Annotated in this window: 13 protein-coding genes; 11 read left to right on the top strand and 2 right to left on the bottom strand. The window is 45.7% G+C overall.

All coding sequences use genetic code 11. The features are described 5' to 3' along the window. Positions 1-151: 151 nt before the first annotated feature. From ACLFWI_RS15560 to ygfZ, 5 genes are all read left to right on the top strand, one after another. Positions 152-496: a hypothetical protein gene (locus tag ACLFWI_RS15560; RefSeq protein WP_446413676.1), complete on the top strand. Its 345-nt coding sequence runs from the start codon at positions 152-154 to the stop codon at positions 494-496. A gap of 176 nt (positions 497-672) precedes the next feature. Further along, a complete protein-coding gene (locus tag ACLFWI_RS15555; protein ID WP_446413675.1) occupies positions 673-1,104 on the top strand; it encodes an HHL1-like protein in 432 nt (143 codons plus the stop codon). 381 nt (positions 1,105-1,485) lie between these two features. After that, positions 1,486-3,615 (top strand): M3 family metallopeptidase, encoded by a 2,130-nt coding sequence (locus ACLFWI_RS15550; protein ID WP_446413674.1) that lies wholly within the window; start codon positions 1,486-1,488, stop codon positions 3,613-3,615. 407 nt (positions 3,616-4,022) lie between these two features. Then, a complete protein-coding gene (locus tag ACLFWI_RS15545; RefSeq protein ID WP_446409192.1) occupies positions 4,023-4,517 on the top strand; it encodes an AAA family ATPase in 495 nt (164 codons plus the stop codon). A 112-nt stretch (positions 4,518-4,629) separates the two neighbouring features. Beyond that, the gene (gene ygfZ, locus ACLFWI_RS15540; protein WP_446413673.1) at positions 4,630-5,691 is read left to right on the top strand and encodes a CAF17-like 4Fe-4S cluster assembly/insertion protein YgfZ; all 1,062 of its coding nucleotides are present in this window, start codon (positions 4,630-4,632) and stop codon (positions 5,689-5,691) included. Between the two features lie 108 nt (positions 5,692-5,799). On the opposite strand, the gene ACLFWI_RS15535 is transcribed toward ygfZ, so the two are convergent. Beyond that, a complete protein-coding gene (locus tag ACLFWI_RS15535) occupies positions 5,800-6,099 on the bottom strand; it encodes a (2Fe-2S) ferredoxin domain-containing protein (protein ID WP_446409551.1) in 300 nt (99 codons plus the stop codon). Positions 6,100-6,318: 219 nt separating this feature from the next. Between ACLFWI_RS15535 and chlP the strand changes: the two genes are divergently transcribed. The 3 genes from chlP to ACLFWI_RS15520 all read left to right on the top strand — a co-directional run bounded on the left by chlP (position 6,319) and on the right by ACLFWI_RS15520 (position 8,670). Next, entirely contained in the window at positions 6,319-7,542 is a 1,224-nt protein-coding gene (chlP, locus tag ACLFWI_RS15530; RefSeq protein ID WP_446409559.1) for a geranylgeranyl reductase, read from the top strand. A gap of 598 nt (positions 7,543-8,140) precedes the next feature. Beyond that, positions 8,141-8,371 (top strand): hypothetical protein, encoded by a 231-nt coding sequence (locus ACLFWI_RS15525; protein WP_446413672.1) that lies wholly within the window; start codon positions 8,141-8,143, stop codon positions 8,369-8,371. Positions 8,372-8,421: 50 nt separating this feature from the next. Beyond that, on the top strand, positions 8,422-8,670 hold the full coding sequence (locus ACLFWI_RS15520; protein WP_446413671.1) for a hypothetical protein: 249 nt from the start codon (positions 8,422-8,424) through the stop codon (positions 8,668-8,670). A 361-nt stretch (positions 8,671-9,031) separates the two neighbouring features. On the opposite strand, the gene ACLFWI_RS15515 is transcribed toward ACLFWI_RS15520, so the two are convergent. Then, the gene (locus ACLFWI_RS15515) at positions 9,032-9,961 is read right to left on the bottom strand and encodes an Rpn family recombination-promoting nuclease/putative transposase (protein WP_446413670.1); all 930 of its coding nucleotides are present in this window, start codon (positions 9,959-9,961) and stop codon (positions 9,032-9,034) included. A gap of 181 nt (positions 9,962-10,142) precedes the next feature. Here ACLFWI_RS15515 and ACLFWI_RS15510 point away from each other — a divergent pair, with 181 nt between their 5' ends. The 3 genes from ACLFWI_RS15510 to ACLFWI_RS15500 all read left to right on the top strand — a co-directional run bounded on the left by ACLFWI_RS15510 (position 10,143) and on the right by ACLFWI_RS15500 (position 13,348). Beyond that, positions 10,143-10,397, top strand: coding sequence for a hypothetical protein (locus ACLFWI_RS15510; RefSeq protein WP_446413669.1), 255 nt, complete (start codon positions 10,143-10,145; stop codon positions 10,395-10,397). Between the two features lie 413 nt (positions 10,398-10,810). Continuing rightward, a complete protein-coding gene (gene bchL, locus ACLFWI_RS15505) occupies positions 10,811-11,677 on the top strand; it encodes a ferredoxin:protochlorophyllide reductase (ATP-dependent) iron-sulfur ATP-binding protein (protein ID WP_446409555.1) in 867 nt (288 codons plus the stop codon). Positions 11,678-11,944: 267 nt separating this feature from the next. Next, positions 11,945-13,348 carry a ferredoxin:protochlorophyllide reductase (ATP-dependent) subunit N gene (locus ACLFWI_RS15500; RefSeq protein WP_446413668.1) on the top strand — a complete coding sequence of 468 codons (1,404 nt, stop codon included), beginning with the start codon at positions 11,945-11,947 and terminating at the stop codon, positions 13,346-13,348. Positions 13,349-13,510: the final 162 nt, after the last annotated feature.

Below are 13,510 nucleotides of genomic sequence, written 5' to 3'. Positions count from 1 at the left end.
GCTGTTTTGAGGTGTAATCGCCACAATTTTTGTAATTCTTTGAGAAAATACTAAATTTTTCACCAAAATTCTCTTTTATGCGCTTTAATTGCATTTAAGCCAGTAATTGTCTGGCAAGCCTAACCCATTAGGATACCAAATAAGGTTGACTATGACCGTTAAGTACCTTACTACATTTGCTATTGCTTCACTGTTAAGTCTGGGATTAGCCACAGGTTGTAGCGCTCCCCCAGAAACGGATGATAGTACGACTATCGAGGAAACTGAACCAGCTAACCCTGATAACGCAGCGACTGAAGACGCTGCTCCTGCTGCAACCGATAAGGCGGCAGAAGACAAGCCAGACATGGACAAAGCGGCGGAAGAGAAAGACATGTCTGACAAGGCGACTGAAGACAAGGCAGACATGGAAAAGGTGACTGAAGATAAAGAAATGTCTGACGAGACGACTGAACCTCAGGCTGAGGATGACTCGACTTCTGAGACCACTCCTTAAGCTTCAGCTACCTACCCTAGTTTCAACGTAAAAAATTTTTATCTGTAGGGGCGCACTGACGTGCGTCCTTTGTTGTATGCGATACCTGTATTTCAGACTCACCAGCAAACGTCAGCGGCACAAGTTTCATGAGAATGATGTAAACTTTTGTTAAGGAAATATCGGAGTAACTTAATATGACCACCCAACTCGGCTTTGGCAAAGTCCAACCCAAACAGCACAAAGCCAAGAAAAACAAAGTCAAACGGGCATCCGCTTCCCGCAAGTATGATGAAATGCAAAAGTCGGGATTACCGGAATTCAATATCTATGTCCGGATTAAGGGAGAGAAAAACTGGTTACCGGCTGGCTCAATGGCAGTGAATCGCAGCAGTCAAATCAACCAGGCGTTATTTGAGCAAGAAGAGGAGTTACTCAAAGGAATATTTCGGCTATTCCCCAAACTACGGAAGCGCCAAAGCGAGTTGGAATATGGTCATCGACTCAAAGAGTTTAAAGACGAACCCATCGTTGTGGCAACTCGTCCCCAAGCAATGCCAGGGAATTTGATTCAATCCACTGTCAGCCAAGTTAAAGAACGTTTCTCATCAGTATTTCAGCGTAAGTAGGTGATTGGAGAAGAGGGGATTGGAGAAGTTTTGACCTTTCGCTTCGCTCAAAGAGTTTTGTGTATATAGGGGCGGGTTTCACTATTATCATTTTTTACCTCACCCAGATTTAACTAAACCCACCCCGACGTAGAGACGTAGCATGCTACGTCTCTACATCTCCTGTTCAATCCTTGCCTTGTACCATTTAAATTAATCTTCACGATGATAAGGATCACTGACGTCAAAAAATATTCTTGCTAATTATTTAATTTTCGCGCCTCACCGCTTCCCTGGGGAAGCTTCAGGCGTTAGTTTGATACAAGGCAAGCGGCAATAGCTGCTTACCTTGCATTACCACTACATGCTGTTTCAGTCTGATTTTGTAACCCAATACGACTCATGATTGCCAATCCAACTGTGACTGAGAATCCATTACGCCGTGGCAAGGGACTACCCCCTTTTGACCAGATTGAGCCAAACCATATTGTGCCTGCGATGACGCAGCTACTCGCTGAACTTGAGCAGGAATTAGCCGCCCTAGAGGAAAAGATAGTACCAACCTGGGACGGTTTAGTGGAACCCCTAGAAGCATTGACAGAACGCCTCAGGTGGAGTTGGAGCATCGTGAGTCATTTGATGGGGGTGAAAAATAGTCCTGAACTGCGTGAGGCTTACGAAACGGTTCAACCCAAAGTCGTTCAATTCATCAACACACTCAACCAAAGTCAACCCTTATACAAAGCCTTTAAAGCCTTGCAGGATGGGGATGAATGGCGTAGCTTAGATCCAGCCCAAAAACGCATCGTAGCAGCCGCCATTCGAGATGCTGAACTGTCGGGTGTCGGACTTGAAGGGGAGGTGCGGGAACGCTTCAATCAAATTCAGATGGAGTTGGCGGAACTATCCACAAAGTTCTCCAACCATGTGCTAGATGCAACCAAAGCATTTAGCATGACCCTAACCAGTCCGGATGAGGTCGAGGGTTTACCTCCTAGCTTAAAGAGTTTAGCTGCTCAAGCCGCCCGCGCCGCCGGGGAAGAAAAGGCGACTCCGGAACAAGGTCACTGGCGGATCACGCTGGACTATCCCAGTTACATCCCCTTCATGCAGCACAGTACCCGTCGGGATTTGCGGGAGAAACTCTATAAAGCCTTTGTCAGCCGCGCCTCTTCTGGGGAGTTGGATAACAGTCCCCTGATTGAGCGGATTTTAGAACTGCGTCAAGAAAAATCCAAGCTGCTAGGGTTTAGCAGTTATGCTGAATTAAGCCTTGCCAGCAAAATGGCACCGAATGTTGAGGCGGTGGAGGGATTACTCGAAGAACTGCGTGGCGCTAGCTACGATGCGGCGGTTAAGGATTTAGAGGCATTGAAAGCGTTTGCGGCGTCTAAAGGCGTACCCGAAGCCAATGAGTTGAAACACTGGGATATCAGTTTTTGGTCAGAACGTCAACGGGAAGAAAAGTTTGCCTTCAGTGCTGAAGAATTGCGTCCTTATTTTCCGTTACCTCAAGTGCTGGATGGTTTGTTTGGCTTAATCAAGCGACTGTTTGGGGTGACAATTACGCCTGCTGATGGACAAGCCCCCGTTTGGCATGAGGATGTCCGCTATTTCCAAGTTACCGATGAAACGGGTAGTGCGATCGCGTTTTTCTATTTAGATCCCTACAGCCGTCCCGCCGAGAAGCGTGGGGGGGCTTGGATGGACGATTGTGTCGGACGTGCCAAACTCACGGAAGCGGGTACAACAACAACGCGCTTACCTGTTGCCTATTTAGTTTGCAACCAAACGCCACCGATTGATGGTAAACCAAGTTTAATGACCTTTGGTGAAGTCGAAACCCTATTCCACGAGTTTGGTCACGGGTTGCAACACATGCTCACCAAAGTGGATTATGCTAGTGCAGCCGGAATTAATAACGTAGAATGGGACGCGGTGGAACTGCCCAGTCAGTTTATGGAAAACTGGTGTTATGATCGCCCCACGCTGATGGGCATGGCGAAGCACTACGAAACGGGGGAATCCCTACCCGAACATTACTATCAGAAACTATTGGCAGCCCGGACTTACATGAGTGGTAGTGCCATGTTACGGCAATTGCACTTTAGTTTAGTGGATATTGAACTCCACCACCGTTATCAGCCCGGTGGTAAGGAAAGTCCCAGTGATGTCCGTCACCGGATTGCCCAAACCACCACAGTGTTACAACCCTTACCGGAAGATTCCTTCCTCTGTGCCTTTTCCCATATCTTTGCGGGCGGCTATGCGGCTGGGTATTACAGTTACAAATGGGCAGAAGTCCTGAGTGCCGATGCTTTTGCTGCCTTTGAGGAGGTGGGTTTAGAGAATGAAACCGCCGTGGCGGATACAGGGAAGCGGTATCGGGATACAGTGCTGGCATTAGGTGGTGGTATACCACCCATGGAAGTATTCAAGCAATTCCGAGGACGGGAACCGAGTACGGAACCCTTACTGCGCCATAGTGGATTAGTTCGTAGTGAGCGCTTTAGCGCCTCCGGTCGTTCGTAGTGGGCGCTTTAGTTTCTTGAGAGTAGTAGGGCGCACGGGGGTCATCCGTGTCAACTTAAGCCAAAACCCCCTCACCCCCAGCCCCTCTCCCACCAAGGGAGAGGGGAGCAAGAAAGTCCATTGGTATCAATCAACTTAAGGTCAAAAGCACGACTGGCAAGCATTTCACCCTTATCCCCCTGCTCCCCCTGCTCCCCCTGCTTCCCCTGCTTTTAGCGCTTAAGTTGACACCAATGACGGGGCGTGCGCCCCTACACATAATCTGTGTTGTACCCTGTAGAAGAACCGCTATAATTCCGTAATGTAATGTTTGAATGAGACTCGATAGTTAATCAGCCGATCTTGATATATCAGATATAAAAATAGAGATGCGACCCTTTTCTTTAGCATCTGAGGGCAAAAAAGCTATGGATAACACCCCATTTCCTTATTGGGAACAATTCAAAGACATGGAAGTTCCAGATGTTAAAACTATCCATAGAACCATGGATTCTGAACAACTAATAATATTTAACTTAGAGGATGAATCTGAAGGCACTAAACGTTTATTTGAACTCGCTGAAACCTTACTAGATGTTCTTCATAATGGAAGAAGTTCTTTAATCATAGATGAACTGGATAGAAGCCTACATCCAGTTTTATCGACAGAACTAGCTAGAATGTTTAACAATCCAGATATAAATAAAAATCAGGCTCAATTAATATTCACAACTCATGATACGAGTCTTCTCGATAGAGAAATTTTTCGTCCAGATCAGATATGGTTTACAGAAAAAGATAAAAGTATGACCAAGCTCTACTCATTGGTAGAATTTCAGCCTTGTGAGGATGAATCCCTACAAAAAGGTTATCTAAAAGGTCGATATGGAGCTATTCCATTTATCGGTGGACTCAATATTTAAGGTATAGTGGTTGATTTTTTCTCAAATTGCCAACGACTATTTTCCCTATTCATCTTTTCCTCTACAATTTTGATTAACCAAGCCGTATGGGGTTAACCACAGGATTTGACGTATGAGCCAAGCCTTACAAGAGATGCAGCGTAGTGCAGGAGCAATCTTTGATCCAGCCCAAGTGCAAGCGCCAGCCAGTTTCGGGAATGATGTAACCGCCCGACAAGCCGCGCGTCAAGGGGTGGCTTTAGTTGACCTATCCCATTGGGGACTGCTGAAAATCTCCGATGACGATAGACTGCGCTTTTTGCATAATCAAAGTACCAATGATTTCCAGAAACTGCAACCGGGACAGGGTTGTGATACGGTTTTTGTGACCTCAACTGCCCGTACTATTGATCTGGTAACCGCTTATGTTACTGAAGATGCGGTATTACTGTTGGTATCTCCCAATCGGCGTCAACAGTTACTCGAATGGCTGGATCGCTATATCTTTCCCATGGATCGGGTGGAATTGGCGGATATCTCCAATGATAGTGCTATTTTTAGCCTAGTTGGACCCGAAAGTGATACCCTTTTGACCAAGCTAGGTGTCCAGTTGGCGATTGGTGATGTCTATGCCAGTCATCAACAACTCACGCTGAATAATATAGAGGTGCGAATTGCTAGAGGAAGTGGTTTGGCACTCCCTGGATATACCCTAATTGTCCCCGCCACCAATGCAGCCAACCTATGGCAAACCTTAACCACAGCCGATGCTACACCAATGGGCGATCGCGTTTGGCAGCAGTTGCGAATTGAACAAGGGCGTCCGCTTCCCGATTATGAACTGACAGAGGATTATAATCCCCTAGAAGCGGGGTTGTGGACTACGATTTCCTTTGATAAAGGATGTTACATCGGTCAGGAAACGATCGCGCGATTAAATACTTACCAAGGCGTCAAACAGCAGTTGTGGGGAGTGCGTTTACCAGCACCTGTTGAACCGGGAACCGTAATCACCGTGGATGGGAAAAAAGTGGGCAAGTTAACCAGTTGTACGCCAACGGAACAAGGTTGCATCGGTTTAGCCTATATCCGTACCAAAGCCGGAGGCGTTGGGCTTAAAGTTCAGGTGGGAGAGATTGAGGGTGAAGTTGTGGATGTTCCCTTTTTGACCCACGAGTACCATGGAAATCAGTAGGGGCGGGTTTAAACCTGAATAAATCATGATGAAGTCCTTGTAGGGCGTTTAGCGAAGCCATGCCGCAGGCTTTGCATCTTGCTCGCTACTAATACCCTAATACCCAATTTAATCATATTTCCGATAGAGCATCGCCTTCACGGGTTGTCCGTCTTTGAGATGCCGTTGCACCACTGTCGGGACTTCATCGGGGTGAACCCGACAGTACCATGTTTGTTCGGGTAAAACCACGACCATAGGACCATTGCCACATTCTCCCAGACAAGGGCTACCGCTAACTGTAACCCCATTAACAGGTAAGGCTTGGAACGCTGCCAGGACTTTGGCTGCACCTTGTTTGCGGCAAGTACGGTGCTGACATACCAGTATTTGTCTTGTCTGTTTTGGTGACAAATGTGGTGCTGACATACCAGTATTGGATTGAACAGTTTTCTCAATTGTAACGATGCAGATGCCTGTCTCTTGACAAATGACACAAGACCAAGGACATAAGACAAAATATTAAGCTTTGTGAAGCCAATTGTTAAGCTGTATTTCAAAATGAGCCGCGATCGCACATTGCGGATGAAATCGCCAAAAGTCCGTGATACCATGCAATCCGTACCTCGAAAACGATTGGGAGAAAACATGCCTGCACTAAGGGTTGCAGTTGTTGGTTCAGGACCTGCTGGCTCGTCTGCCGCAGAGACTTTAGCAAAAGCCGGAATCGAAACCTATTTGTTTGAGCGCAAGCTAGACAATGCTAAACCCTGTGGCGGAGCCATTCCGCTCTGTATGGTTAGTGAATTTGACCTGCCACCTGAAATTATTGATCGGCGAGTCAGAAAGATGAAGATGATCTCGCCATCGAATATAGAGGTGGACATCAACCTGGAAAAAGAAGACGAATATATTGGCATGTGCCGCCGCGAAGTCCTAGATGGCTTCATGCGGAACCGCGCTGCCAAGCTGGGTGCAACTTTAATTAATGGCACTGTTCATAAACTCGATATTCCCACAAGTAATACACAACCCTATACCCTTCACTACGCTGACCATTCCGATGGGAGTCTCAGTGGCGTACAAAAAACCCTGAAAGTAGACCTAGTGATTGGTGCTGATGGCGCGAATTCCCGCGTGGCTAAAGCAATTGACGCTGGGGACTACAATTATGCGATCGCGTTCCAAGAGCGGATTCGCCTGCCAGGGGACATGATGAACTATTATGAAGACCTGGCAGAAATGTATGTAGGTAACGACGTTTCTCCTGACTTCTACGCTTGGGTCTTCCCCAAATACGACCACGTTGCCGTTGGCACGGGTACGATGAAGGTTAACCAAGCCAAAATTAAAAAGCTACAGGCGGGGATTCGCGCTCGTGCCGCCAAGAAACTCGTCGGTGGTGAAATCATCAAAGTTGAAGCACACCCGATTCCAGAGCATCCCAGACCTCGGCGAGTTGTTGGTCGGGTGGCGTTAGTTGGAGACGCCGCGGGAACCGTGACGAAATCTTCCGGTGAAGGGATTTACTTTGCTGCCAAATCCGCGCGGATGTGCGCCGAAACCATTGTCGAAACCTCCAATGGTGGAACTCGCATTCCCACGGAAGATGACCTCAAGCTTTATCTCAAGCGTTGGGATAAGAAATATGGCATCACCTATAAGGTGCTGGATATTCTGCAAACCGTCTTCTATCGCTCCGATGCGACTCGTGAAGCATTTGTGGAGATGTGTTCAGATCTAGATGTGCAGCGACTCACGTTTGACAGTTACTTGTACAAAACGGTTGTACCTGCTAATCCTTTAGTGCAGCTTAAAATTACTGCCAAGACCATTGGTAGTCTATTGCGCGGAAATGCTTTAGCACCGTAATTATTCCTGTTTTCATTACAAGGGCGGCGGGAACGTGCATTCGCTTTTAGGATGCTCTCCTAGCCGCCCCCATTGTACATGCCAGATGACCTTAAATATAAAGTTCTGATAAAGCTAATCGAGATATCTATAAAGTTTTTGTAAAACTGACCTATTTTTATTGGCAATCAGCTAATTAGGGACTTACTATAAAAGTGCTGGTAAATTCAACTCACTTATTCAACCAGCGCATCCTATACAGAAGCACTAACTGAACTCTCTATCTTTGAAGAAATATTCCTTGGGAGTCCCCTCTTTTCTAGTAAAAGGGGGGATTCTTCGTTGTAGCGTTCTTTATTGAGGAGAGGGCGACCCAACAAATTGAGGGACATGGAGTTTTGTCATTAGTGCAAGCGAGCATTGGTGTCAACTTAGAGAGAAAAGCAGGGGGAGCAGGGGAACTAAGGAAACCAAGGAAGGGAAACCAGGGAATGTAGGGGCGGGTTTTACAGATAACTTATGGCAAAAACTGATAACTTAACTAAACCCGCCCTTCTCCGGTGGCTTGCTATTTCACGCTTAATATAGTACATTTGTACCAAATTACAGCGTGATCCTCATGAAAACACTGCAAGCCGGACTTCAATTCCTGCGTTCCCAGTTCATGCAGCGTCAACCACCTCGCGTCTTAAAAAAGCCACCTCGTCGGCGTTACCGTTCCCCTTACCCAGTTCCCCGAAAGATAATCAAGGCATCCCCTCAACCCGTGAAGTCTCAATCCCAACCGCCTTTATCCTTTGAGCTTCAATCGTCTGTACGGATGCTACAGCAACGAACTAGAGACGGTTAGAGTCTCAAGCGTCCCACATTAATCGGCTATCGACAGAGTTAGAAGCCGCCTTGTTAGAACTCAAAGCGATCGCGTCACAAGTCAATGCGGATTGGAAAACACTCCAGAAGATGCAGCATTCGTCAACACAGGCGATTATCCCTAACGTCTGTGAGTATCAGATCACGAAGTTACCTTTAGTGCAGTACAAACCATCGGGTGTATTTCTACTGACGTCGCGATCGGTCGATTTATTCAAAGCTGAACGGGAAGCCACGGTGTTAGCACAAGTCTTGCGGCGTCGTACTCGACGTAAGTAGGTGGGGACAATTAAAGTTAACGGTGGGGAACTCGCTTTCGCGAGAAGCAAGCTACGTCATTCGTCATTGGTCATTCGTCATTTGTAAGGGTTTGAGGCTTGTTAACATAACTTAATATGGTTGATTTTATTTCCACCAACCTACTTAAACGATTGAAACGTTAGTTCGGGTGTATAAAAGAACAAGTTAGAGGGCAGAAATTTTCCAGGAAACAATAAGCTGTTTGGCATTTAAACCTGGCTTTCATCCTTGTAGTGCGAGCCAGCAAGCTCGCTACTAAGACCAAATTAGAATGGATGACAGCTTATCCCATTTATTAATTAAGGAAGTTAACCAAGGGGATTTGGTACAGTAAACCTGATTAAGACGGCGAATGTTCGTCTAACCAACGTTCCAAATCCTCCAAACGATTTAAATCTAAAATCTCCTCGGTTAAATTTTCTAAATCTTGCAAAGGCAAACTTTCAACCTTGGTACTTATCGCCTCTGGCAGTTCTCCAAAACGCTTTTTAAGTAGACGCATAACTAGAGCGATCGCTTCTTGCAAACGTCCTTTCTCTCTTCCTTTTGCTTCCCCTTGTTCTGCCGCATACGTTATCCGCCCTTTTTCATCTTGCAACATGATTCCCCGGCGCTCCACGACTTCTAGCTCTTCTACTGTCATTTTGGCTTGGTTAGCAATATTTAAAGCCAGTTCTATCTCAGACACGTCTCCCAAATTATTAGGAATATTATCGAGACTAGCCGCTTCTTTTAGAAAGTAAATCCACTTATCGCTCAAACTTCTTAACTCTGATAAGGTCTTCTTGAATTTCGGTAGCTCGACGAAGATTAGTTGCAATTCTGGATCAGGATATTCAAATTTTTTATTTTTTTCCTGAAAAACAAATTGATTGATCACATCTGGGGTATTATTAAATAGGATGAAATCTGTAATCGTTACGGCGATCACCGGATTGAGAATTAGGTAATTTTCCCCAATTCCTAACTGATTGCTATAAGCTTTGCTTAGATTGTAAACAATCCGTTTGCTAAAAGCTGTTACCCGCGCTATTTGCATTTCAATAATAACAACAGAGCCGTTAGCTAAAACAGCTTTTATGTCTAAATAAGTATCTTTTATAGTTATAGCCTGACCTGGATTATAAGGATTGGCAATTGTCAAGGATTGAATAATTTTGTCTCCATTATAAATAATGGCATTCAGGAAACTGATTAAAACCTCTTTGCTTTGTTCTGAACCGAATATTTTTTTTAATGCATAATCGACCTTGGGGCTGATAAATTTCATAATTTTATCCCGGTTAAGCCTGAAGTTAAAGGAGCGCTAGTCATCTTATTTTAGTAGTAAACCAGCGTCATGGCTTTTCTATTGGGTTGTGGTTATCCTGATGCTATCAAAAAAACAATAGGGAACCTGGCGCGTGCGTAGGGGCGGGTTTCACTATTTATCTTTTTAGTTGCACCCAGATGTGACTAAACCCACCCCGCCTTTCTCCGGTGAACAATCTCAACACCATTGGTTTTTCGAGCATGGGTATATTTATATCGCAACCATAGACTTTAACCTATGCCAGTGGTTTGCGATCGCGGCGAGTGTAATCACTGCCACAAAAATTAATCTTTATTTACAACCATCTTGCCTGAGGAAAGCCAAACCCGCGATCGCAGGTTCTCTAACTGACGTAAATCCAGGGTTTTTGGGGATCAGGGCGTCTCAGGGTTAGGGAATGCGATCGCGCCCAACCCCATCTATATCCCCAATTTCCCGTCAGCGTTGAGCTGGAGTCAGGTTGCTAATGTGAGCCAGCTTAGTCAGGCTTGAAGTCTATTCCTGCATTTTTGCTTTTGTTCATATTTATATAAAAAAAATACACAAAATTTGAATAAATTGATTAAATTGGCTTCATAGTCACTCTGAAGCTATAAAAGCCTTTAATCATTTATAGGCGTTATCGGATTGAGATTTAAAGCCCATCCCATTCCCACACCCCCTTTCATTTCTCAGGGAGTTATGTCAATAATGCGATTAGCAGGCAGCAAGCAACGGCTGACGACTCAGCCCAAGTCTAGATGCCAGCTCATTTAATAGCTACGACAACATTTCAGTTTTGATCCAAACGATAGGAGACGACGAAGCGTGAAACTCTCAGTTTATGGAAAAGGCGGTATTGGTAAGTCCACAACAAGCTGTAATATCTCCGTAGCTTTAGCCAGACGCGGCAAAAAGGTGTTGCAAATTGGCTGTGATCCGAAACATGACAGCACCTTTACCCTGACAGGCTTTCTCATTCCCACGATTATCGATACGCTTCAGGAAAAGGATTATCACTACGAAGACGTTTGGCCCGAAGACGTGATCTATAAAGGCTATGGCGGCGTTGATTGCGTCGAAGCAGGTGGACCCCCAGCCGGTGCAGGTTGCGGTGGCTATGTTGTCGGTGAGACGGTGAAGCTACTCAAAGAACTTAATGCCTTTGACGAGTACGATGTAATTCTATTTGACGTTCTCGGTGATGTAGTTTGTGGGGGATTCGCTGCGCCTCTGAACTATTCCGACTACTGCATGATCGTTACCGATAACGGCTTCGACGCTTTATTTGCGGCGAATCGCATTGCGGCTTCCGTGCGTGAAAAAGCCCGTACCCACCCCTTGCGTCTAGCTGGGCTGATCGGCAATCGTACCTCAAAGCGGGATCTGATCGATAAGTATATTGAAGCTGTACCCATTCCCGTGTTGGAGATTCTGCCTTTAATTGAAGATATTCGCATCTCTCGGGTTAAAGGGAAAACCATTTTTGAAATGGCAGAAACTGATCCCTCTCTGACACCTGTGTGTGATTACTATCTGAATATTGCTGATCAAGTATTGGCACGTCCAGAAGGTGTCATTCCCAATGACTCCCCCGATCGCGAGTTGTTCTCTTTACTGTCTGACTTCTACCTGAATCCCCAACAACCCAAGGTAACGTCAGAGGAAGAAGAACTTGACCTGATGATGGTGTAATTGGTCATTTGTCCTTTGTCATTGGTCATTGGTTATTGTCATACCCATTGGGTTTAAGCAACGACATCGACAAAATACATGGATTTGTAGGGGCGGGTTTTACCCTTATCGGATGCACTAAACCTTCCCAGTCAGTAAACCCGCCCGAATCCTACGTGTGATGAAGACAACCAAAGGGTATGAGTCCATTAACCCTCAGTGACTGTTAACGTCTTATATCGATACTTGTAGAAACTTCCCGAAAAAACGAGGAGAGGAGAATTAATTATGACTGCGCTTCAAAACCCCCAATCCCTAGAGTTTGAATGTGAAACTGGAAATTATCATACATTTTGTCCAATTAGCTGTGTAGCTTGGCTTTATCAGAAGATTGAAGATAGTTTCTTCTTAGTCATTGGGACTAAAACCTGTGGCTATTTCCTGCAAAATGCCATGGGGGTGATGATTTTTGCCGAACCTCGTTATGCGATGGCGGAATTAGAAGAAGGAGATATTTCCGCCCAACTGAATGACTACGAAGAACTCAAGCGGTTATGTTTACAGATTAAGCGCGATCGCAACCCTAGTGTAATTGTCTGGATTGGCACTTGCACCACCGAAATCATCAAGATGGATTTGGAAGGCTTAGCGCCGAAACTGGAAGCGGAGCTTGGGATTCCCATTGTGACAGCGCGGGCGAACGGCTTAGATTATGCCTTCACTCAAGGAGAAGATACCGTTCTCGCAGCGATGGCGCACAAATGTCCTAAAGAAGCACCCAAGGTAGAAGCGGAAAAAGAAGAACGGAATGCGATTTCCAAACTACTCAACTTCGGACGCCAGAAAGAAGACGTTGCTGCTGAAGAATCGGAGTATGTGGATCATCCACCTTTAGTATTATTTGGCTCGTTACCTGACCCCGTGGTGACAAACCTTACCCTAGAACTGAAAAAGCAAGGAATTAAGGTTTCCGGTTGGTTACCCGCCAAGCGATATACGGAACTTCCGGTAATTGAAGAAGGGTATTATGTCTCTGGTGTCAACCCCTTCTTAAGCCGCACCGCGACAACATTAATGCGTCGCCGCAAGTGTAAATTAATTGGCGCACCGTTCCCCATTGGTCCGGATGGAACTCGCGCCTGGATTGAAAAGATTTGTTCGGTGTTTGGAATTGAACCGAAAGGATTAGATGAACGGGAAGCACATATTTGGGAAAACCTGGAAGAGTATGTCAAGTTAATACGCGGTAAGTCGGTTTTCTTCATGGGGGATAACTTATTGGAAATTTCCCTGGCTCGTTTCTTAATTCGCTGCGGGATGACTTGTCCAGAAATTGGCATTCCCTATATGGATAAGCGTTATCAGAAGGCGGAATTGGATCTGCTGGAGAAAACTTGCCATGAGATGGGAGTACCGACACCGAAGATTATCGAGAAACCGGATAACTACAATCAAATTCAGCGAATTTATGAGTTGAATCCGGATTTAGTAATTACGGGAATGGCACATGCGAATCCCTTAGAAGCGCGAGGAATTAATACCAAGTGGTCCGTTGAGTTTACATTTGCTCAGATTCACGGCTTTACCAATGCGCGGGATATTTTGGAGTTAGCAACTCGTCCCCTGCGTCGCAATAACAGCCTCAAGGATTTGGGTTGGGATAAGTTGGTGAAAGAAGAAGCGAAGGTTTGATCTCTCCTCCTTTGAGATCTCTCCTACCCCCCGGATTCAGGGGGGTTTATTTGTTACTTTTATGCGATGGCGATTTAAATCGCTGCTACACAAACATAGACGAAGCCTTCCCGAAGGGTAGTCCGCCTACGCGGACTAAATTTATAAAGCGGGTAGTCAACC

This window comes from Coleofasciculus sp., assembly GCF_046539235.1.
Lineage (GTDB): Bacteria > Cyanobacteriota > Cyanobacteriia > Cyanobacteriales > Coleofasciculaceae > Coleofasciculus.
The sequence above is the reverse complement of the archived record's forward strand: the minus strand, read 5'-3'. Positions and strand labels throughout refer to the sequence as shown.